Here is a 21,299-nt window from a genome sequence, read left to right as displayed (position 1 = left end):
ATGAGAACCAGCAAGCGCGACCGCATCCTCGACGCCGCCGTCAACGTGATCAATCGTGACGGTGTGCGTGCGGTGACCTTCGAGTCGGTAGCGGCCGAAGCCCAGCTGACCCGCGGCGGCCTGCTGTACCACTTCCCGTCGCGCGAAGCGCTGCTGCGCGGCATTGACGAGCATCTGGTGCAGGCCTGGGAGGCGTCGATGGAGGCGCTGCTGGGCAAGCGTGCCGATGAGGCGACCGCACTGGAGCGTTACCAGACCTTCGTGCGGGTGTCGGCGCAGAGCGCCACCCGCGCCGAGTTGATGTTCATGCTCGAATCGGCCGACCCGGAGGCCGATGAGCGCCCATGGGGGCCGGCGGTACGCCGCTGGGCACCCTCTGCGCCGGAGGCAGGCTGTGTTGATTCCACCGCGCTCGACAATTTCGTGGCGCGGCTGGCGGCCGATGGCCTGTGGATCTACGAAGCGATGTACGAAGGCCAGCTGGATGAAGCGGTGCGCGCGCAGGTGGCCGAGCGCATCGCCGGGTTGCTGGCGAAGAACGACGGGGCGGCCAGTTAGGCCATGGGCCAACGCGCGGACAGCGCTTGTGGTAGAGCCGACCGCTAGTCGGCTGCCATGTGGCGTCGAGCCATGCTCGACCGCCTTCCGGTCAGGCCACGAAAACCCCGCGCTTCGCGCGATAGTCGACCAGCGGTCGACTCTACCCAATCGGTTGGTCGGCGCGGGTTTCGGTAGAGTCGACTGCTAGTCGACTGCTCTTCCATCAGACAGCGAGAACCCCGCGCTTCGCGCGATAGTCGACCAGCGGTCGACTCTACCTCTCATCCATCTACCCAGCCTGTGCTGCGCTTGCGGCCAACCACGCACGCGGCGATGCGCCCAGCCGTTTGCGGAAGGCTTTGGACAGTGACGCGGTATCAGCAAACCCCACCTCAATCGCCACCTGCTTGACCGCAACGCCCGCGCGCAGCTGTGCACAAGCCAGGCTCAATCGCCAGTCCAGGAGGTAGCTGGCCGGTGTGGCCTCCATCACCTCCTTGAACAGCACAGCGAACGCGCTGCGCGACATCCCGGCGGTCGCAGCCATGCGTGGCAGCGTCCATTCGTCCCGGGGCGCCTGGTGCATCGCCACCAGTGTGCGTGCCAGCCGCGCATCGGACAGCCCGCGCATCAACCCATGGCTGACCCCCGCCGCATCCGGATGATCGACCACCCAGCGCAGGATCTGGATCAATGCCACTTCGAACAGGCGATTGGTCAGCAACCGCGACCCGCAGCGCTGGCGGTCGGCTTCGGCAAACAGCAGGCGCAAGGTGTCGTCCAGCTCGCCGACGGCGGCCAGCGGTACCACCATCACCGGCGGCAGCGACTGCACGACCGGGTTGCGCGCGCCACCATCGAAATCCAGCGTGGCGCAGGTGAAGTCCGGGCCATCCAGCGGCGCGTTGTGGAACACATGGTGCAGCGGCTGCGGGTACAGCAGCAGGCTGGGGGTGTCGATCTTCAGCCGTGGCAGGACCGCATCCCCATCGGGGTGCCGGACTTCCATCTGCCCCTGGCGCAGGATGTGCAGGAAGGCGCGCCCGGGCTGCGGCGCGAAGACATGACGCCCGCACAGTGGCCCGCTGTGGAACAGCGCGGCCTGCACGCGGAAGCGCTCCAGCAGGGAGGAGAGGCGATCAGGCGCCGGGCGGGCAGCGGGGTCGGTGGAGACGCTCATGGACGAATGGACAATGGATGTGGCTGATGTGGCACATATCGTCCATGGAGTCTACCTAGGATGGCCGGGTCGTCCAATCCCGGGCGCGTTTCCAAGGAGATTCCCCATGTCCCGTATCCCCCTGATCGATGCCACCCACACCACGGCCGATCGCCAGGCCCTGCTGGGCCAGGTCCACGCCGCCTTTGGCGCCACCCCGGCGATGTTCCGCGCCGTGGCCAACTCGCCGGCCGCCCTGCAGAGCATGTGGGCTTCGTTCGGCGCCTTGGCGGGCGGGCGACTGTCGCCGCTGCTGGGTGAAAAGATTGCCGTGGCCATCGCCAACCGCAACGCGTGTAAGTACTGCCTGGCCGCGCACACCGCGCTGGGCCGCAAGGCCGGGGCCAGCAGCGAGCAGATGGCGGCCGCGCAGATCGGCCAGTCCAGCGATCCGGCCACTGCGGCCGCACTGGCGTTCGCGCTGAAGGTGGTCGAGCAGCGTGCACAGATCGCAGACGGCGACGTGCAGGCACTGCGTGCGGCGGGCTTTGATGATGAGCAGATCGTGGAGATCCTGGCGCACGTGGCGCTCAACCTGTTCACCAACTACGTCAACGTGGCCTTCGATGTGCCGGTGGATTTCCCGAAGGTGGCATTGCGCTGACGCACCGTTCCGCGTTTCGGTTGGCGAAAACCTCCGCGCTGCGCGCGTTAGTCGACCAACGGTCGACTCTACCCAAGCGGTGGGTCGGCGCGCTGGTCGACTGCCTTTCGGTAGAGTCGACTGTTAGTCGACTGCTCTTCCATCAGACAGCGAGAACCCTGCGCTTCGCGCGATAGTCGACCAACGGTCGACTCTACCCAAGCGGTTCGCCCGCCTGCAGCCGGTCGGGATGGGTGTACACATTGAAGCCGCTCTCACGCGCAAACCCGACCAGGCACAGCCCGGCACTGCGGGCCAGGTCGATCGCCAGTGCGGTCGGCGCCGACACGGCGGCCAGTACGCTGGCGCCGGCGCGCACTGCCTTGCTGACCATCTCGTAGCTGGCGCGGCTGGAAATCACCAGCAGGCCGCCGTCGATGGCGTGCTCGTTGTGGTGCAAAGCGCCGATCAGCTTGTCCAGCGCGTTGTGGCGGCCAACATCTTCGCGCACCCAGCCGATCCGCCCGCTGGCGTCGGCCCAGGCCGCTGCGTGAATGGCGCCGCTTGCCGCATTCATCGGCTGGTGCTGTGCCAGTGCGGCCAGGGCACGCTGCAGCGCAGCCGGTGCGTAGGTGCGGCGTTCGCGGATCGGCGGCAGGGGCCGCAGCACATCCTCAAGCTGGCGGGTGCCGCACAGGCCGCAGCCGCCACGGCCGGGCAGCAGGCGTTCTGCCTCCGGATCCAGCGCGGCGCCGGGCGCATCCGCAGCCACGGTCATCTGCAGTTCGATACCTTCCAGCTGCGGCCTCACCTCGACCGCCAGCAGCTGCGCGGGCGCCGTGATCAAGCCCTCGCTGAGCGAGAAGCCCAGCGCGAAGTCCTCCAGGTCACACGGCGTGGCCATCATCACCGAGAACGCGGCGCCGTTGTAGCGCATCGCAACCGGCACCTCTTCGGCCACCACATCGAGCTGCGGCTGCGGGAGTCCGCCACGCCAGCGATGCAGCGGGCGCTGGGCCGTGCCGGCAGGCGGGGTGTGTGGCGGGGTCGGGTCGGGCATGCAGCGCATCCGGGCAGGGAAGGTGCGCAGGCAACGAAGTGCCTGCGAAATCGAGGATAGCGCAGTACCCGGCCGCTGACGCAGGTGTAACCGTTGCCATGCCACGCTGGCCGCTAAGCAGCATGGGCCTCTGGCGCGCTGGCAGGGGCCGTGATTGACTGGAGCGGCGGGCAAGGCGCCCGCAGGCGGCCGATTCTGTGCGGCCGTTCGTCGTTGAGTTCCTCAGACCAGGTCGCCGAACATGTCCGAGCAGAAGCCGCCGCGTTACAAACCCTACAACCAACCGGCCGGTGGCTGGGGTGCCGCTGGCGCCACCGCCAAGGTGCTGCTGCAGCAGAGCGTGATCGGCAAGGGCTCCAAGGCGCTGCTGGCGATGAACCAGCCGGGCGGCTTCAAGTGCCCCAGCTGCGCATTCCCCGATGCCGACGAGCGCAAGAAGCTGGAGTTCTGCGAGAACGGCGCCAAGGCCCTGGCCTGGGAGGCAACGCAGTTCCGCGCTGGCCGCGAGCTGTTCGCGCAGCACACGGTCACCGAGCTGATGGCGCAGAGCGACTACTGGCTGGAGATGCAGGGCCGGCTGACCGAGCCGATGCGCTACGACGCGACCACCGATCACTACGTACCGTGCAGCTGGGACGAGGCGTTCGCGCTGATCGGTCGTCACCTGCAGGCGCTGGACAGCCCGCATCAGGCCGAGTTCTATACCTCCGGGCGCACGCCCAACGAAGCGGCGTTCCTGTATTCGATCTTCGTGCGCGAGTTCGGCACCAACAATTTCCCGGATTGCTCGAACATGTGCCATGAGCCGACCAGCCGAGGTCTGCCGCCGGCCATCGGGGTGGGCAAGGGCACCATCGTGCTGCAGGACTTCGAGCACGCAGAGGCGATCTTCGTCATCGGCCAGAACACCGGCACCAATTCGCCGCGGATGATGAGCAACCTGGTCGAGGCGCGTAAACGCGGCATTCCGATCGTGGCGGTCAACCCGATGCCCGAGCGCGCCCTGATCCGCTTTGCCGAGCCGCAGGATGTGGTGCAGATGGCCACCTTCGGTTCGACCGAGATCACCAGCGAGTTCGTGCACATCCGCATCGGCGGCGACCTGGCGCTGATCAAGGGCATGATGAAGGTGATGTTCGAGCGTGAAGCACAGGGCGAGCGTGTCCTGGACCACGACTTCCTGGCCGAACACACAGTGGGCCTGGAGGCGCTGCGCGAGGATGTGATGGCGCAGGACTGGGAGGAGATCGTGCGGGTCTCCGGCATTTCGCAGGCGCAGATCCGCCGCTGTGCGGAAATCTACATCCGCTCCAAGGCCACGGTGATCTGCTATGGAATGGGCCTGACCCAGCACCAGTACGGCTCGCGCCTGCTGCAGCAGGTGGCCAACCTGCTGATGCTGCGCGGCAATTTCGGCAAGCCCGGCGCGGGCATCGGCCCGATCCGTGGGCACTCCAATGTGCAGGGCGATCGCACCGTGGGTATCGACGAGAAGCCCAAGCCGGCCTATCTGGACCGGGTGCAGCAGGTGTTCGGTTTCGATCCGCCGCGCGAACATGGCCATCATGTGGTCGAGTCGATCGAGGCGATGCTGGACGGCAGCGCCAAGGTATTCATCGGCCTGGGCGGCAACTTCATCCATGCCGTGCCCGATACACCGCGCGCCTATGAGGCGATGCGCGGCCTGGAGCTGACCGTGGGCATCGCCACCAAGCTCAACCGCGGGCATCTGGTGCATGGCCGTGATGCCCTGATCCTGCCGGTGGTGGCACGCTCGGAACGTATCGTGACGTCAGCCGGCGAGCAGTTCGTCACCATCGAGGATGCGATGTCGAACGTCACCGCATCGCGCGGCGTGCTGGAACCGGTCAGCGCGCAGGTGCTGCCGGAGGTGGAGATCGTCTGCCGCATGGCGATGGCCACATTGCCGCACAGCCGGGTCGACTGGGCAGGCTGCATGTACGACTACGTGCCCATCCGTGAGCTGATCGCCGCGGTGTACCCGGAGATCTACGCCGGCTTCAACACGCGCATCCAGCAGGCGCACGGTTTCCATCTGGACATCCCGCCGCGCCGCCGGGTGTGGCCCACGCCCAATGGCAAGGCCAACATTCTGCTGATGCCCGGGCTGGACGTGGATGACCCGGTGGACGACCCGGAGATGCTGCGGTTGGCTACCGTGCGCTCGCATGACCAGTACAACACCACCATCTACAGCTACAACGATCGCTACCGCGGCGTGTACAACGATCGCATGGTGCTGTTCATGAACATCGAAGACCGCCTGGCGCGCGGGTTGGCCAAGGAAGCGCTGGTCAGCCTGGAAACGATCAGCGCCGACGGCGTGGACCGGCGCATCGAGGGGCTGACCGTGCTGGACTACCCGATGCCGCGCGGTGCATTGGCAGGCTACTACCCGGAACTGAATCCGCTGCTGCCGCTGGATTACTACGACCGGATCAGTGGCACTCCGGCGGCCAAGTCGATTCCAGTGCGGATGCGGGCGATGGCAACGGCCTCTGCGTGACATCCGCATCGGCTATCATCAAGGGGTGAACCTGCCTGGCCTGCTGCTGCGATGGATGCTGCTCGTTGCCCTGGTGCTGAATGCACCGGCGCTGGCGTTTGCCGTGCCTGCGTACAGCGGAACGGCCGGCCAGGAACACTGCGCCGCACCGCACTCGGCTGCGATGAGCGTGGCTGGCTGCTGCGATGATGCGGCTTCGATGGCCTGCCAGAGCGGAGAGTGTGAGTGCCCGCCTGCCTGCTTGGGCATGCTGGCGACCGCGAATCGAACACCGGCCTCGCCCTGGCGAGAGGCGCCGTTGGCGGCGAGTTCGTCGCAACGGGCGCCGCCGCCGATGCTCGACCCATTGCGCCCCCCCATCGGTTGATTCCTTGCGGGCGTGCTGCGTCCGTCTCGATTGCACGACACATTCTTGTCTCTGCCTGTGCCTTCAATGCGCGGGCGGCGGGCTGCATTGCCCGCTATTGCAAAGGAATCATTCCATGAACCGTTCTCTCTCCCTCGGCCTGCTGCTGGGCACCGTTCTGACCACCGCCGCCTGCGCGCGCGCTGCCGACGAATCCAGCGTCGCCCCGGTCGCCAGCGAAGCTGCACCGGCACCGGCCGTCGTGGCCCAGGTCGATCCGGCACTACCGGTTGCGATCGTGCACAAGACATCCAGCTGCGGCTGCTGCGGCGTCTGGGTGGACCATCTGAAGGCCGCCGGCTTCCAGGTGGATGTGCGCGATACCGACGACATGAACCCGATCAAGGTCCGCCTCGGCGTGCCGGTCGGCAAGTCCTCCTGCCACACCGCCGAGATCGGCGGCTACGTGGTGGAAGGCCACATTCCGGCTGCGGACATCAAGCGCTTGCTGGCCGAACGCCCGGCTGCGCGCGGGCTGGTGTTGCCGGGCATGCCGGCCGGTTCGCCGGGCATGGAAATGCCCGATGGCTACGTGCAGCCGTACACCGTCGAGCTGGTGCGCACCGATGGCAGCACCGAGCCGTTCGCCCAACATGGGCAGGGCGGCTGATAGACGGCGGGTGCCGATCGGTCTGACCGGCACCTCTCGACGCGTCCTGTGTAGAGCCGAGCCCACGCTCGGCTGTTTGCGGCCGGCAAGCCGAGCATCGGCTCGGCTCTACAGGATCAGTGCGATGCCGTTTCCTTGGCCAGCTGCGCGTCGAATTTCTTCTCGGCCTCATCGGCGTAGTCCTTGCAGGTCATTGCGTTGACCGCCGCCTTGCTGCCGGCGGCGTAATCCCAGCGGCTGGCGCCGGGATGCGGGGTCAGCAGCAGATCGCAGGGCAGGGCGCGCACCGTGGCGAAGCTGCGCCGGTAATCGTCGACCAGACGCGGATAGCGGTCATTGCCCTGCAACCGGTAGCCCGGCGCGCTCAGGCTGTCGGCGTAGGCGATGCGCACCGGCTTGCCGTTGCGCGTGTCGGTCCAGGTCCAGGCGGTACTGCCCGGGGTGTGGCCGGGCATGAAGTGGGCGGTGAAGGTGATGCCACCGAGGGAGACAGTCTCACCGTCCATGACGATGCGGTCGGCACTGGCCGGCGGGTAGGTGATCCCATCGCCGAAGTGCAGATCGTTGCTGCCGCCACGTGCCAGCAGCACGGCCGATTCGGCATTGGCGACCAGATGCGCAGCGGTACGCCGTTTCAGTTCCGCCACCGGTCCTGCGTGGTCGGCATGCGCATGACTGAGCAGGATCCATCGCAGATCCTGCGGGGCCACCCCGCGCGCTTTCATGTTGGCCAGCAGGTGGTCGGCCATCTGCGGCATGCCACCGTCCAGCAGCACCGCGCCGTCAGGGGTCTGCACCAGCAGGGCGGTCAGCTCCTGGGTGCCGATCTGCCAGGTGTGGTCGGCAATCTGCAGCGGTGCCATCGGCTGCAGCCAGGAGGCGTCGACGGTATAGGCGCGCAGTTGCGGCAGCGGTGCCTCAGCGGCATGTGCCTGGATGACAGGCAGTGTGGCAGCGAGGGCGAAAGCAAGCAGGGAACTGCGCATGGTGCATGTCCGTCTGAAGGAGGCCCAGAAACTAGCATGGGCCTCCTTCATCGCGTCGCGCATAGATTTCATGGCTCCCATAAGGGCGCCATGGCTCAGTACCGGTACTGCCAGCCCAGGCTCAGCACCCGCCCACGGCCGGAGAAGTAGCTCGGGTTCGACGGCGTGGTCTGCGAGTAGTAGCTGATGTACTGCTTGTTGGCCAGGTTCTGCACGCCCAGGGTGAAGCTGTGCTTGTTCAACGCGTAGCGCGCCACCAGGTCCATCGTGGTGTAGCCGTTGAACGTCGCCACGCGGTTGCCGAGCTGGTCGAAATCGCGGTCGAAGGCATGGCTGGCCTGCAGGCGGGTACTCAGCTGCGGGGTCCAGTTCTGTTCCCAGAACGCGGTCAGCCGGTTTGGCGCGATGTTGACGCCGGCCAGGTCGCTGTCCAGGCGGCCATCGACGTTGGCGTCGTAGCGTCCGTTGGCGCGCGCATAGCCCAGGCCCAGGCGGGCATCACCCAGGCGCACGCGCAGGTTGCTTTCAAAGCCTTCCACGCGGGTGGCCTGGCGCTGCACGTTGTAGGCGTCGATGCCCGCATCGTAGACCAGCACCGAACCCAGCTTCGATTCGGAGGTGTAGTAGGCAATGTCACCGCTGAAGCGGCCGTCGTCGTACTCCAGGCCGATCTCGCGGTTGTCCGACACTACCGGCGACAGGTCGACCAGGTTGTCCACGCGCTGGCCGTCGCGATTGATCGCGCGCAGCACGCGGCCGACGTCGGCCACCGTGTAGCCCTCCGAATACGAGGCGTACGCGTTGAGTCGGTCGTTGATGTACCAGACTGCGCCGATGTTGGGCAGCGTCTCGCTCATGGTCGGCTTGCCACCGGCCACCTTGCGCGCGCCGTAGCGCGGCAGGGTGGTGTAGTCACCCACTTCCAGCTCGCCCTTCTCGTAACGCAGGCCACCGGACAGCATCAGGTGATCGGTCGGCCACCAGTGCAGCTGCAACAGCGGAGACAGGCTCTGGTAGGTGGTCAACGGTACCCAGTTCATGCCGCTGGCCAGCAGCACCTGATGGGTACGATCGCGCAGCCCATCCAGGCCCACGGTCACGTCCAGCGTGGTGTCGGCAATGCGGGTCCAGCTCTGGGTCAGCTTGAAGCCGCGCTTGTCCGATTCGTTCTGGGTCTGGTCCCAGGCGGCGTTGGCGCCGGTGTTGCCCCACGGGTCCCACTGGCTGGCGCCATAGCGTCCTTCAAAGTCCACCGCGAAGGCCTGGGCCTGGAAGCGGCCACCCAGCAGATCGGCGGCGCTGTAATCCACGGTCAGTGAACGCGAGCGGTTCATCGGCGGGTCCAGCGGCGTATCACCGGGCACCGAAACGGTCGGCCGGCCGGTACGGAAATCACCATTCACCGCCACGTAGTTGTCCAGCCCACGCAGCTCGTAGCGATTGGCCATCACCTGCAGGCGATGGCCCTCGGCCAGGTTCCAGCCCAGCTTGGCGAACACGTTGGACGAGGTCGAGTCCATCAGCTCGCCCTGCGCATTGGTACCGATCGAGCGGCCCTCGCCATCATGGAACAGGCCCTGACGCTCGTAGGCGAGGCCGGCGACGAGGTCGAAACGATCGCCGCGCACGCCCACCAGAGCCGAGGCACGCTGGCCGTTGTCATCGTGGCGGTTGGGCAGGGCGCTGCTGTAGGTCAGGTTGCTGTCCAGCAGGAACGCGCCGGGTTCGGTGGGGGCACTGCGGGTGATGATGTTGACGATGCCGCCGGTGCCGCCGATGCCCTGCAACGCGTTGGCGCCGTGGATGACCTCGATGCGCTCGATCATCGCCGGGTCGATGGTGTGCGAATCGCGCGAGCCATCACGCAGCGGGGTGGACTGCGGCACGCCGTCGACCATGTAGAGGATGCCGCGGCCACGCATGCTCTCGCCGTAGTTGGACATCTTCTCGCGCGCGGGCGCGAAGGCCGGAATCTGCGCCGACAGCACGCGCGACATGTCCGAGCCCAGCGCCAGCTGCTGGGCAATGTCCTCGCGGGTCAGCACGGTGATGGTGTTGGGCATGGCGGTTTCACCCTGCGGCATGCGTGCGGTGGAAGCCGAAACCGTGACGCGTGCCAGCGAGGTCGGGCCCGCAGCCGGGGTGGCCCGCGCCGGGGTGCTGGCCTTTGCGGGGGCCGGTGCCGGTGCCGCAGCGGCACTCACCACGAACACGCCGGGCGAACGTTCCTGCAGGGTCAGCGCGTGGCCGGCCAGCAGGCGTTGCAGCGCGTCGCGCGGTGTGTAGCGGCCTTCCAGCGCGGGCGCACTGCGGCCGCGGGTGCTGTCGGCGGCAAACAGCAGCTGGATGCCGCTCTGCCGGGCCAGTGCGTTCAGCGACGCCGGCAGTGGCCCGGCCGGCAGGTGCAGTTCCACGGTGGCGGGGGCGCGGGTCTGCGCGGCAACGGGCAGCGCGGCGCACAGGCAGGCCGCGAGCAGGGCGGGGGCCAGCCGGCGCAGGGCGGCGGGCGGAACGGGGCGGGTCATGCAGGGTCCTTCGGAGGGGTTCAAGCACCTGCCGGATGGGACGGCGCGCAACCCACCCTCAGCCTTGCAGGGAGGATCACCGGCGCGCGCGCAGGTGCAGGCTGCCGTCGGCGGCGGTATGCACCTGTACCGGCAGGATCTCCGGCAACAGCGCCACGGCGGTTTCGGCGCGGTCGGCATCGAACACGCCGGAGACCTGCAACGGGCCCAGCGCCGGATCGTCCAGCACGATCGGGCGATCGTGATAGCGCTGCAGGATGCGCAGCACCTCGGACAGCGGCAGGCGATCGAACTGCAGGCGGCCGCGGGTCCAGTCGGCGCGATCGGGGCTGGCCGGCTCCGGCGGTGACAGTGAGCCGGCCTGGGCGAGCAGGCGCTGTCCGGGTTTGAGCCGCTGTTCGGCGCCGCCGCCCTCCACGCGCACGCCGACCTCACCGCGCCACAGGGTCACCTCGCTCAGGTCGCCCTGGCGGTCGACGTCGAACACCGTGCCGTAGTTGCGCACATGCACCGGCCCGGCCTCGACCTGGAACGGCCGCCACGCCGAATGCCGCACGTCGAAGCGCGCCTGGCCCTGTGCCAGCAGCACCTGCCGCGAACGGAGGTGGCGGCGTACCTGCAGCCGGGTACCGGCATCGAGCAGCACATGGCTGCCATCGGGCAGCGTGATCTGGCGCCGTTCGCCCACGGCGGTCTGGTAGTCGCGCACCTGCCAGGCCGGGTCGGCGATGCACACGGCGCTGATGGCCACCAGCAGCACGGGCAGCACACTCTTTGCGATGCGTCCGCCGCGTCGGCGCTGCAGGGCGGCCGGGGGCGGCAGCGGAAAGCGCTGCTTCAGCGCATCGCGATGCTGCTCCAGCACCTGTTCGGTAGCAACCGGCTCGGTCGGCGGCTGCGGTGGAGGCACCGGCTTCATTGCGGCCCGGCGTGCAGTCGGCAATCGGCCATGGCCAGGCGCAGGTGGCGCTCGACCGCCTTCAGGCCGATCCCCATGCGCTGTGCCACTTCGGCCTGCGGCAGCTCGTGGATCTTGTGCAGGATGAACACCTGCTGGCGCCGGCAGGGCATGCGTTCAATGGTGGTGCTCAAGCGCTGCAGCGCCTGCTGTCCCTGTGCCTGCTGTTCCGGCCCGGGTCGCGCGCAGGCGCCATCGGGCAGTTCGGCGCGCGGCTCCACCCAGTGCCGGCGCAGGTCTTCGGCACGGCAACGGTCGACCGCAGCGTCGTGGGCGATGCGGCGCAACAGCGCGATCGGTTGCCGCGCGTCCTGCACGGCCGGGCGCTCAAGCAGGCGCAGACAGACCTCGTGCACCACTTCGCGGGCCAATCCGGGCGAGCGGAAGCGACGGCGCAGGTAGTCGACCAGTTCCTCGTAGTGGCGCACCAGTGACGAAAGCAGCGGTGCGGCGGGCAGTGGCGATGAGGGCGACTCGTGCATCCGGAACGGGCGAGGGTGAAAGGCGGGTCGCGCAACAGGACGATCCCTGCGCGGTGATGGAATATTAATGGGAACGGTTCGCATTTGCCATCCATGCCGCATGCAGGCCATTGTTCGGTGGGCCTGGATGGTGAAAACACGATCATCGTCTGGCGCGCAGAATCGGCCCGTGCCAGCCTGCACCCGGGCTGAGGGGAGTGAGACATGCACGTACTTCTGGTCATCATCGCCGGTGTGCTGCTGCTGGCGGTGTTCATGCTGTTCGGGCGTCTCTGGAGCGTGGGCAGCTCGCAGTTGCCGACCGCGTTGCTGGCCTTCGTTGCCACCTGGCTGGTGCTGGCGCTGGCCAATCTGTGGGTGGGGGTCTACCGGGCCGGCTACGCCTTCAGGGAAGAGGCGCCGATCCTGCTGCTGGTGTTTGCGGTGCCGGCGCTGCTGGCCGGTCTTGTCTACTGGCGCCTGGCGCGCTGAGGGCGTCCGATGAGCACACCCCTGCGCCTGCCGGCGCTGCGCCAGCGCGATGGCCACCACGCACGGGTCACCTACGAAGAATTGTTCTTCGATCTGGTGTACGTGTTCGCGGTCACCCAGCTCAGCCACCACCTGCTGCACCACCTGGGCCTGGCCGGGGTGCTGCAGACGCTGGTGCTGTGGTTTGCGGTGTGGCTGGGCTGGCAGTACGCCTGCTGGGTCAGCAACTGGTTCGACCCGCAGGCGCCGCGCATCCGCGGGCTGTTGTTTGCCACGATGCTGCTGGCACTGCTGATGTCCTCGTCCATTCCCGAGGCCTTTGCCGACCGCGCCTGGGTGTTCGCCGGGGCCTACGCGACGATGCAGGTGGGGCGCACCGCCTTTGTGCTGTACGAGGTGGGAGGCACGCATGCGTTGGCGCCGAACTTCCGCCGCATGTTGGCCTGGGTGTGCGTGTCGGCCTGTTTCTGGCTGGCCGGTGCGGCGGCCGAGGGCCATGCACGGCTGGCGCTGTGGGCGCTGGCGGTGGCCTGTGAGTACGTTTCGCCGATGTTCGGCTTTGCCTTTCCCGGGCTGGGCCGCTCGCACACCCGCGAATGGACCATCGAAGGCGGGCATCTGGCCGAGCGCTGCCAGCTGTTCGTCATCGTTGCCTTGGGAGAGACACTGCTGGCCACCGGCGGTGTGCTCAGCGAGGTGGAGCACTGGAGCGGTGCGGTGGTATCGGCCGTGCTGGCCACCTTCGCCGGAACCCTCGCCATGTGGTGGCTGTATTTCGGCATCTCCAGCAGCGACGCCACCGAGGCGATCACCCATGCCGACGATCCGGGGCGGATGGGCGCCAACTTCCACTATGTGCATGCGCTGCTGATCGCCGGCATCATTGCCACCGCGGTCGGCAACGACCTGGTGATGGACCACCCGGGGGCGGCGGTGACGCCGGCGTATGCCGCGCTGATGGTGGCCGGCCCGCTGATCTACCTGCTGGGCAGCGCGCTGTACAAGCGCGTGGTGTATGGTCGGGCGCCACGCTCGCATCTGTTCGGTGCCGTGGCACTGCTGGTGCTGGGCCTGCTGCTGCCATTGACCCACCTGCTGGCCGCCGGCTGGTTGACCAGCCTGGTGCTGCTGGGTGTGGGCCTGCTGGATACACGGCTGAAACGGCGCATCCAGCAGGCAGGCAGCTAGAAGCCGCCGCCGGTCTTGAAGCCGCCACCGCCGCTGATGCCGCCACCGCTGCGGAAGCCGCCGCTGCTGGAACCGGAGTCCGAGCGGGCGCTGGAGCTGGAACTGGCGCCCGACCAGAAACTCGAACCGGAGTCCGAACTGCTGGAACTGCTCGATCCCCAATCGAACAACCCGCCGGAGGAGGCGGTGCTGGAGCGCCGCGGGCGGCTGCTGGCGGTGGCGAACAGCGAAGTCATGATCGGCTCGACGACGCTGCGGGCCGGGGCGCGATAGCTGCTGCGCTCGGCATCGAGCGCCAGCTGGTAGCTGCGGCGAGTGGCCTGCAGCGATGCCAGCGACGCCTTCAGCGTCTCCATGTCGCTCGTGTGCTGGCCGACGCTCCCTTCGATCTCGGCCAGGCGCAGGCGACGGGCATGGATCCGCTCCAGCACCGCATCGTCCTCGGCCGTGGCAGTCGCGGCGACGCGGCGGTACAGATCGTCGAGGTTGCGCGAGGACAGGGCGCGCGCCAGGGTGACCAGCACCGAACGGCCCTCGGTGTCGGACCAGCTGCGGAAGTCGGTGATCCGCGCCTGCTGGGCATCCACCGCCTGGCGTTGCCGCTGTTCGTCCAGCAGCGCCTGGGCCAGGGCACTCTGCGCATCCCGCAGGATGCTGCGCAGCACGCCGCCACCGGACAGCGCCGCGGCTGAATCGCGGGCAGCCTGTACCGGGGCGTGCGCCTGCTCGGCCTGCTCGCGGGCCTGCGCCGCATGCTGTTGCAGGTAGCCCGGCAGCTCGGTCAGGGTCCGGTACTCGCGGCGGGCACGGTCGTAGCCGCACAGATCGGCCAGCCATCCATCGACGGTGCGCAGCAGCGGCCAACCCCGGTAGCCGCTGCCACCGAAGTCGCGCGACAGCAGGTACATGAAGATCGGGTCGGCCTGGTAGGCACCGGCCTTGGCGTCATGTTCGGCCTGGGCCGAAGCGGCCATGCGCTCGGCGGTATCCCATCGCGCCTGCGCCAGCTCCAGGGCGTCCAGCTGGGCCAGGAAGTCGCTGTCATTGCGCAGCGTGGCCTCCACCTTGTCCTGCAGCTGCTGCAACCGCTCGCCGGCGGCATCACGCGCGGCTGCGGCATCGAGCGAGCGCTGCTGCAATGCCTGCTCCTCATCCAGCAGCCGCTGCAGTTCGTCGTCGTGCGTACGGCCTTTGCGTTCACGGCGGTCCAGGTCGGCACGCGACTGCAGCAGCAGATCGCGGGCAACGGCCGGTTCAACCTCGTTGCTGGCCTCGGCCTGCAGCCGGGCCAGTGCATCGAAATCGGCACGGGTCTGTTCGCGCAGCACGTCCTGTTCCTTGACCAGCTCCCGGCATTGGTTGCCCTGGGTGGCCAGGCGGGCCTGCAGGTCGGCGATCTCGGCTTCGACGTCGGCCAGCGCGGTATTCAAGTCACTCATGTCAGTTCCTCAGGCATCACCATTGGGTGATGTAGCCGCCGGTGGTGGGCATGCGGAAGCGCGGCGTCAGGCTGCCGCGCGGCTTGCTGCCGATCTGGTCGTCTTCGATGATGCCGTTGTCCTGCTTGTCGGCCGCTACACGGTTGTAGGTGGCCTTCGGCACGCGCACGCCAAACAGCGTGACCTGTTCGTCCTTGCCGGTTTCCTCGTTGCGGACGGTGATGGCGACGGCGTTGCCGGCTTCGTCCAGTGCCTCGCTCACCAGGTAGTAGTTGCGTCCGCCATTGGCGTTCTCGTTGTAGCGCCAGACGCCAGTGCGCTCATCGTCGCGGTTGACGATGCGGTAGACCAGGGTCTGCTGCAGCATCGCCACCAGCCCGGCGACCTGGTCCAGCGCCGGCCCGGCTTCGGCCAGTGTCTCGACGCGGATCAGGGTGGCCGCATGATCCAGCGCACGCTGCAGACGCTTGCGGTCGTCGCCGGCAACCCCGGTGGCCAGGCCGTCGGCCTTGAGCTGGGCCAAGCGCTCATTGAGCGCGGCCAGCTTGCCGGCACTGCCGATCAGTTCCTTGAGGGTGGCCGTGGCCTGGCCGGCCGTTGCGATGTCGCCGGCACGCAGGGCCACGTCGCCGTCGGTGTAGGCGCGGGCACGCAGCCGTTCTGCATCCGGGGTCAGGCGTGCGGCCTTGGCGGCCAGGTTGGTGGCATCGAGCAGTTCGCTTGCATCGGTGGCCTGGCCAAGCGTGGTGACGCGTTCGCTCAGTACCGGCAGGGCTTGCTGTGCCCGCGTCAGCGCCTGCTCGGCGGCCTGGCGCTGCTGTTCCACCCAGTCGGCGGCCTGGCCGGCGGTGGCCGTGCTGCCGTGGCTGACCCGGGTGACCTGGTCGCGGCGCACCAGGGTTGGCAGCAGAGTGTCCGCTGCCGGCACCTCGGCGAAGCGCCGCTGCGCTTCCGACAGCGCGGCCTGTGCCCCGTCGGTCAGTGGTTGCAGCCGCTCACCGCTGGCCGTGGTCCGCGGCAACAGCCCCTGCAGCGCCTGTTCCTGCGCGGCCAGCGCGTGGCGTGCGAGGCCGATGGCCTGCTGCTGCGCCGTGACCTTGTCGTTGAGGACCTGGACATTCTTCTCGATGTTGGCTTCACGCACGAAGGCGCCGAAGCTGCGCGCGAGCAGCAGTACCATGCCGAGCGCCAGCAGCGCCGCCGCGACCATCAGCGCCCATTTGAGCACTCGCCTGCGATCGATCCAGCGCCTGGCCAGCCACGCCTTCCAGCCACGCGGCGCGGTGTACAGGTAGCGCTGTTCACGCTGGGCCTGGATGCCGGCCTCGAGGATCTCGTCGGAGACCTCGATGCCCTGCGAGCGGTACAGCTCGAGCAGGCGTTGCTTCAGCGTCGCGTTGTCGTGGCCACTGTCGGCCAGTGCCTTCATCTCGGCATTGCGGTAGCGCAGCTGGTCGACCACATCCATGGTCAGCAGCGCATCCTGCAGCTCGGCAGGCGCCATCGTCGCACTCACGTCAGCGCGGCTCCGGGCTCGGCGGTGCCTGCAGCAGGGCGGCGAAGCGCTGCTTGCCCTGTTCGACATAGCGGGCGATCTCCGCCGAATCGCGGGTGGCCTGGCTGCGCAGCTGCTCGATCTCCTGCAGCGACGTCTCCTGGAAACGCACCACCGCATCGACCAGCTTGCGTACCGAATCGACACCGATGGTGCCGCCGTAGCCGGCCTTCAGGCCCTGGTGCAGTACCTCGTCGCCGATGCTGGCGACCGCTTCCAGGCCCTTCGAGGTGCCTTCGGTCATCGCGTTGAGCGCCTGGGTGGATTCGTGCAGGCCCATCTGCGTGGTGAAGGCCAGATTCAAGGCGGTGAAGCTGGTTTCATTGGTGGAGAAGAACACCACCGAGCGTTCGTTGACGCGGCGCTTGACCTCGTGCGACTGGTGCACGCGCAGCATGATCGCCTCGGAGGTGGCGTAGTTCACCTGCAGGTTCTCGGCCAGGTCCTTGGCCAGCTGGAAGCGCGATTCCTCGGCCTGCTGGTTGCGCAGGGCCTCATCGCGCGCCATCACCAGGCGCCCGGTGTCGGCGGCATCGGCGGCCGGGTCGGCGGAGTCGACGCGCTGCTGGGCCTGCTTCAGTACGTCCCGCGCATCGGCCAGCGCCTGTTCCTGTAGTTTCAGCAGCTCGTGGGCCTGGATTTCGGCGTCCTTGATCGACAGGCGGAAATCGCCGTACATCTCCAGCACGCGCGACTCGCGCTGCAGCTGCTCGGCCGAATCGCGGCTGACCTCAAGGAAGGTGTGGCGGATCTTTTCGAAGCGGCTGGGAATGTCGCCGCGGGTGACCTTCATCCACAGGTTCTGCAGGCGCTCGCCCATGTCGATCTTGCCGTCGCTGACCTGCTTGACCATGTTGCTGGCATCGTCACGGATGCTGTCGAAGGCGCGGATGATATCGGTGTAGCGGTCGGAGACCTTGGCCGAGCTGATTTCATCACGCATCACGGCATTGAAGTGCCCCGACTGCTGCAGCACGCGCGCGATCGCCACCACGCGGCCCTGGTCCAACGTCGCCAGCTGCGAGACCAGCGCGATGGCAGGTGCGTTGTTCTCCTGCGGTGCGGCCAGGCCCAGGCTGCGCAGGGTGGCCATGGCGCGGTCCAGGTACTTGATCGGCGCCGCAGCGGCCGGCGTGGCAAGGAGGGTGTTGTCGGACATGTCGATGGCTCCGGTCAGGGCGTGCAATGAGGAACCTGCCACGCGGAACGGGCAGGGTGCTGCGCAACGAAGGGAATGGGGCGCGGCAGCCATCGGCTGTGCGGCAGGGTGGCCCGGGCAAGGGCCACCGGCCCGATGCGGGCAAGGAGGTTGTCCTGGTCGAACATGGATGACGCGTTCCCTGCAGATCGCCCCCTGGCGATTCTGGGCCCATTGTAGCGAGGGTGAGGGTCAGGTGAAGCCCCACCGATGCCAGGGTGGAGTAGCGTTTGCCGGACGCCCATCGAGGGCGACCGGCGAGGCGACCGTGCAGAACCTACCGCAGTGGCTGGTGTGGGCCGGGTTGTCTGCCGTGTTCGCGGCGCTGACCGCATTGTTCGCCAAGGTTGGCGTCAAAGGGGTCGATTCGGACCTGGCCATGGCCATCCGCACACGTCATCGTGCTGGCCACGAAAAAATCGTGATGTCAGCTACGTTCCACACGGGAGAACAGCATGCAGGGTGAAGCGCGCGGTACGTTTGAGGTGACATTGCTGCCGATCGGCGGCAACGACGGCCCGATCGGCGTGCTGTCGATCGACAAGATATTCCGCGGCGATCTGCAGGGCAGCAGTGTCGGGCAGATGCTGGCATTCCGCACGCCGGTGGAAGGCTCGGCCGGGTACGTGGCGATGGAACGGGTGACCGCGGTACTGGCCGGCCGCGAGGGCGCTTTCACCCTGCAGCACAACGGGCTGATGACCCGCGGCACGCCCGAGCTGAGCGTGGTGGTGGTGCCCGATTCGGGCAGCGATGGCCTGCAGGGCCTGGCCGGTACGCTGGAGATCAGCATCACCCAGGGACGCCACGACTACCGGTTGCTGTACAGCCTGCCGGATGCGGGCTAGACGGCTGACCGCAGTCAGCCCGCGCCGGCCTGCAAGCGGTCGTACATGCGCACCAGATCGACCAGGGTGCGCGCGCCCATCTTGCGCATCACCTGCGCGCGACGCACCTTCACCGTGATCTCGCTGACCCCGAGGTCGCCGGCGATCTGCTTGTTGAGGCGGCCGCGCACCACGCCATCAACCACCTCGCGCTCGCCTGGGTTGAGCGTGTTCCATCGCTGCTGCAGCGCGTCCAGTGCCTCGCCTTCGCGGCGCCGCTGGCGGTCGATGTCGATGCCCTTGTGGATCGCATCCAGCAGTTCCTGGTCACGGAACGGTTTGGTCAGGAACTCGATGGCGCCGTCCTTGATCGCATTGACACCCATCGCGATGTCACCGTGGCCGGTGATGAACACCACGGGCAGCTGCAGGCCGTGGTTGCCCATCGTGCGGTGGAACTCCAGGCCACTCTGGCCGGGCATGCGTACATCCAGCACCAGGCAGGCCGGTGCATCTTCCCGTTCCTGTTCGAGGAAGGCCTGGGTAGAGGCGAAGGCGCGAACCTGCAAGCCCATCGAGGCCAGCAGGTCCTCCAGCGCGGCGCGCACCGACGGATCGTCGTCGATGACGTAGACGATGGGTGCCGGATCGGCGCGGGGGGCAGCAGGCTTACGCATGGGGCGCTTCCGTGGCGATGGGCAGCTCGAACACGAAGCAGGCGCCGCCGCCAGCGGGTCGCTCGGCGCGGATCCGGCCGTGGTTGGCCTCGATCATCGAACGGCTCAGGCTCAGGCCGAGCCCAAGCCCGTGTGACTTGGTGGTCCAGAACGCATCGAACACCCGCTCGGGCTGGTCGGCCGGCAGGCCCACGCCGCGGTCGCGCACGCTGAGGCTGATCCAGGAGCCGTCGCGCCGGGTGTGCAGCGACAGGCGCCTGTCGGCGGTGGGCACCGACTCCATTGCGTCCACGGCGTTGAGGATCAGGTTGCCGATGACCTGCTGCACCTGCACGCGATCGGCCCGCACGGGCGGCAGGTCGGCCTCCAGCAGCAGGGCGACGTCCACGCCATGCCGATCCAGCTCGCTGCGCGAGAGCGCGAGCATTTCCTCGACGGCCTGGTTCAGGTCGAAGGCGTGACGTTCCGGCGCCGCGCCCTGGGTCAGGCCACGGATGCGGGCGATCACATCGCCGGCGCGATGCGCGTCGGCCAGGATCCGGGCCACGGTCTGCCGCGCCTTGTCCACGTTCGGCGGGTCCTGTGCCAACCAGCGCTGGCACGCCTCGGCGCTGCTGGCGATGGCCGCCAGCGGCTGGTTCACTTCATGCGCGATGGAGGTGGTCAGCTCGCCCACGGTGGACGCCCGCGCGACCCGCAGCAGCCGGCCCTGCGCTTCCTGCACCGCCGCCTTGGCCGCCTCCATGTTCAGCGCGAGGTAGGTGGTGATGCCGATGACCAGCATGCCGATCACCGAATTGACCAGGCCGATACGGTAGGTGCCGAAGCGGGTCAGGAAGAAGCTCAGCGCGGTGAGTGCGACGCAGGCGATGGCCAGGGTGATCAGCTCGCGCGCGCCCAGCACGCGCGAGGCGGCAAGAATGACCGCAGCGTAGAAGCAGGCTGCCGCAACGGCGTAATCGGTGACGGTATCGAGCAGGAAGATCGCCGCCATCACGACGATCAGGGCCAGCAGCACCAGGGGGCGACGGGGCGACAGCGATGGCATCGGGACAGCTCCCTGGCGTGGGTGGAAAGGATAGCAAAGCGCAGTCGGTGGATGCCGACCCTGGTCGGCAGGCTCTTGTGCTCTGGGTGCCGGCTCCCGGTAGGTGCCGACCGTTGGTCGGCACAGCAATTGAATGGCCGGGGGCGATGAGGGTTTGTGCCGACCAACGGTCGGCACCCACCAAAGCGATGCACGGTGCGTCCGGGGGGCACGAGGCTGCCGGCCAGCGGCCGGCACTACTCCAGGCTGGCGTTCCAGAATCCCTGCAGCACGCCGGGCGTGGTGGCCAGGGTTGCCAGCACCGCATCCAGCTCGGCGGCATCGACCGTGGTGGCGTACAGCACCGCTTCGAGTTCAACATCCCGTTCGCCGAAGGGGCGCTGGTCCACCGCACGCACCGGATACTGCGCCTGCTCCAGCAGCAGCAACAGCTGGTCCAGCACCTCGGCCTGCTGCTCGCGCTGGCAGACCACGTTGATCGCATAGGTCGCCTCGCTGAAGGCTTCCGGCAGCGGTTGCCGCTGGATGCGGTTCACCACCGGCCGCAGCAGGGTATTGGCGGCCAGCACGAACACGGCGGCCAGCACCGCTTCCGGCAGCAGCTTGATGCCGGCACATGCGCCCACCGCCGCCGAGCCCCACAGGGTGGCGGCGGTGTTCAGGCCGGACACCTGCGCGCCATCCTTCATGATCGCGCCGGCACCGAGGAAGCCGACGCCGGAGATCACGTAGGCCACCACATGCAGCGGCGACGGCGGGCCGCCATACAGGTCATGGAAGCGCACGGCCAGGTCGACGAACACCGCTGCGCCCACCGCCACCAGCGTGTTGGTGCGCAGGCCGGCGGTGCGCTGGCGCAGCTGCCGCTCCAGGCCGATGACCGTGCCCAGCACGAAGGCCACCGACAGGCTGATCAGCGAGCTGAGGGTCGCGCCGGCGTTGAACGCCGGCAGGTGGGGGTTGAGGTCCATCCTGTTTCTCCCTGGACATGGCGCCGGGC

Annotated in this window: 19 protein-coding genes and 1 pseudogene; 8 read left to right on the top strand and 12 right to left on the bottom strand. The window is 68.0% G+C overall.

What is annotated here, in order from left to right; translation table 11 throughout:
• Positions 1-558 carry a TetR family transcriptional regulator gene (locus tag C9412_RS05370; protein ID WP_107230669.1) on the top strand — a complete coding sequence of 186 codons (558 nt, stop codon included), beginning with the start codon at positions 1-3 and terminating at the stop codon, positions 556-558.
• Between the two features lie 271 nt (positions 559-829).
• Here the strand turns inward: C9412_RS05370 and C9412_RS05365 are convergent, their stop codons facing one another.
• Complete coding sequence (locus tag C9412_RS05365; protein ID WP_107230668.1) at positions 830-1,720, bottom strand: AraC family transcriptional regulator; 891 nt, start codon at positions 1,718-1,720, stop codon at positions 830-832.
• A gap of 106 nt (positions 1,721-1,826) precedes the next feature.
• Here C9412_RS05365 and C9412_RS05360 point away from each other — a divergent pair, with 106 nt between their 5' ends.
• Positions 1,827-2,363, top strand: a complete 537-nt coding sequence (locus C9412_RS05360) for a peroxidase-related enzyme (protein WP_107230667.1) — start codon at positions 1,827-1,829, stop codon at positions 2,361-2,363.
• 193 nt (positions 2,364-2,556) lie between these two features.
• Here C9412_RS05360 and fdhD read toward each other — a convergent pair whose 3' ends face one another.
• Complete coding sequence (fdhD, locus tag C9412_RS05355) at positions 2,557-3,402, bottom strand: formate dehydrogenase accessory sulfurtransferase FdhD (protein WP_107230884.1); 846 nt, start codon at positions 3,400-3,402, stop codon at positions 2,557-2,559.
• A 241-nt stretch (positions 3,403-3,643) separates the two neighbouring features.
• Between fdhD and C9412_RS05350 the strand changes: the two genes are divergently transcribed.
• Positions 3,644-5,929 carry an FdhF/YdeP family oxidoreductase gene (locus C9412_RS05350; RefSeq protein ID WP_107230666.1) on the top strand — a complete coding sequence of 762 codons (2,286 nt, stop codon included), beginning with the start codon at positions 3,644-3,646 and terminating at the stop codon, positions 5,927-5,929.
• Between the two features lie 482 nt (positions 5,930-6,411).
• Complete coding sequence (locus C9412_RS05340) at positions 6,412-6,945, top strand: DUF411 domain-containing protein (RefSeq protein ID WP_107230664.1); 534 nt, start codon at positions 6,412-6,414, stop codon at positions 6,943-6,945.
• Positions 6,946-7,061: 116 nt separating this feature from the next.
• Here C9412_RS05340 and blaL1 read toward each other — a convergent pair whose 3' ends face one another.
• The 4 genes from blaL1 to C9412_RS05320 form a co-directional block, all read right to left on the bottom strand.
• Positions 7,062-7,931, bottom strand: coding sequence for a L1 family subclass B3 metallo-beta-lactamase (gene blaL1 / locus C9412_RS05335; protein WP_107230663.1), 870 nt, complete (start codon positions 7,929-7,931; stop codon positions 7,062-7,064).
• A 95-nt stretch (positions 7,932-8,026) separates the two neighbouring features.
• Positions 8,027-10,456 carry a TonB-dependent receptor gene (locus tag C9412_RS05330; protein WP_107230662.1) on the bottom strand — a complete coding sequence of 810 codons (2,430 nt, stop codon included), beginning with the start codon at positions 10,454-10,456 and terminating at the stop codon, positions 8,027-8,029.
• A 76-nt stretch (positions 10,457-10,532) separates the two neighbouring features.
• A complete protein-coding gene (locus tag C9412_RS05325; protein ID WP_107230661.1) occupies positions 10,533-11,375 on the bottom strand; it encodes a FecR domain-containing protein in 843 nt (280 codons plus the stop codon).
• Positions 11,372-11,896 carry an RNA polymerase sigma factor gene (locus C9412_RS05320; protein ID WP_107230660.1) on the bottom strand — a complete coding sequence of 175 codons (525 nt, stop codon included), beginning with the start codon at positions 11,894-11,896 and terminating at the stop codon, positions 11,372-11,374. Before C9412_RS05320 ends, C9412_RS05325 begins: the two co-directional genes overlap by 4 nt.
• A 204-nt stretch (positions 11,897-12,100) precedes the next feature.
• Between C9412_RS05320 and C9412_RS05315 the strand changes: the two genes are divergently transcribed.
• Together C9412_RS05315 and C9412_RS05310 are read left to right on the top strand one after the other, a co-directional pair.
• Complete coding sequence (locus tag C9412_RS05315; RefSeq protein WP_107230659.1) at positions 12,101-12,367, top strand: hypothetical protein; 267 nt, start codon at positions 12,101-12,103, stop codon at positions 12,365-12,367.
• 9 nt (positions 12,368-12,376) lie between these two features.
• On the top strand, positions 12,377-13,555 hold the full coding sequence (locus C9412_RS05310) for a low temperature requirement protein A (RefSeq protein ID WP_107230658.1): 1,179 nt from the start codon (positions 12,377-12,379) through the stop codon (positions 13,553-13,555).
• On the opposite strand, the gene C9412_RS05305 is transcribed toward C9412_RS05310, so the two are convergent.
• The 3 genes from C9412_RS05305 to C9412_RS05295 are packed head-to-tail and all read right to left on the bottom strand — an operon-like array spanning position 13,552 to position 17,708.
• Positions 13,552-14,994, bottom strand: a complete 1,443-nt coding sequence (locus tag C9412_RS05305; protein ID WP_107230657.1) for a hypothetical protein — start codon at positions 14,992-14,994, stop codon at positions 13,552-13,554. The two genes, C9412_RS05310 and C9412_RS05305, sit on opposite strands and share 4 nt — an antisense overlap.
• A gap of 16 nt (positions 14,995-15,010) precedes the next feature.
• The gene (locus tag C9412_RS05300) at positions 15,011-16,510 is read right to left on the bottom strand and encodes a DUF6384 family protein (protein ID WP_258190003.1); all 1,500 of its coding nucleotides are present in this window, start codon (positions 16,508-16,510) and stop codon (positions 15,011-15,013) included.
• A 1-nt stretch (position 16,511) separates the two neighbouring features.
• Positions 16,512-17,708, bottom strand: coding sequence for a cell surface protein (locus tag C9412_RS05295; protein WP_107230655.1), 1,197 nt, complete (start codon positions 17,706-17,708; stop codon positions 16,512-16,514).
• 307 nt (positions 17,709-18,015) lie between these two features.
• On the opposite strand from C9412_RS05295, the pseudogene C9412_RS05290 reads away from it, so the two are divergent.
• Together C9412_RS05290 and C9412_RS05285 are read left to right on the top strand one after the other, a co-directional pair.
• Positions 18,016-18,141: pseudogene (locus tag C9412_RS05290) on the top strand (transporter); the annotation flags it as partial.
• A gap of 61 nt (positions 18,142-18,202) precedes the next feature.
• The gene (locus C9412_RS05285; RefSeq protein WP_107230654.1) at positions 18,203-18,595 is read left to right on the top strand and encodes a DUF3224 domain-containing protein; all 393 of its coding nucleotides are present in this window, start codon (positions 18,203-18,205) and stop codon (positions 18,593-18,595) included.
• Between the two features lie 14 nt (positions 18,596-18,609).
• On the opposite strand, the gene C9412_RS05280 is transcribed toward C9412_RS05285, so the two are convergent.
• The 3 genes from C9412_RS05280 to C9412_RS05270 form a co-directional block, all read right to left on the bottom strand.
• The gene (locus C9412_RS05280) at positions 18,610-19,251 is read right to left on the bottom strand and encodes a response regulator transcription factor (protein WP_107230653.1); all 642 of its coding nucleotides are present in this window, start codon (positions 19,249-19,251) and stop codon (positions 18,610-18,612) included.
• Positions 19,244-20,299: an ATP-binding protein gene (locus C9412_RS05275; protein ID WP_107230652.1), complete on the bottom strand. Its 1,056-nt coding sequence runs from the start codon at positions 20,297-20,299 to the stop codon at positions 19,244-19,246. Before C9412_RS05275 ends, C9412_RS05280 begins: the two co-directional genes overlap by 8 nt.
• A 236-nt stretch (positions 20,300-20,535) precedes the next feature.
• The gene (locus tag C9412_RS05270; RefSeq protein ID WP_107230651.1) at positions 20,536-21,270 is read right to left on the bottom strand and encodes an MgtC/SapB family protein; all 735 of its coding nucleotides are present in this window, start codon (positions 21,268-21,270) and stop codon (positions 20,536-20,538) included.
• Between the last annotated feature and the right edge of the window lie 29 nt (positions 21,271-21,299).

The sequence above is a fragment of the Stenotrophomonas sp. Nf1 genome (genome assembly GCF_003028475.1).
Classification (GTDB): domain Bacteria; phylum Pseudomonadota; class Gammaproteobacteria; order Xanthomonadales; family Xanthomonadaceae; genus Stenotrophomonas.
The sequence above is the reverse complement of the archived record's forward strand: the minus strand, read 5'-3'. Positions and strand labels throughout refer to the sequence as shown.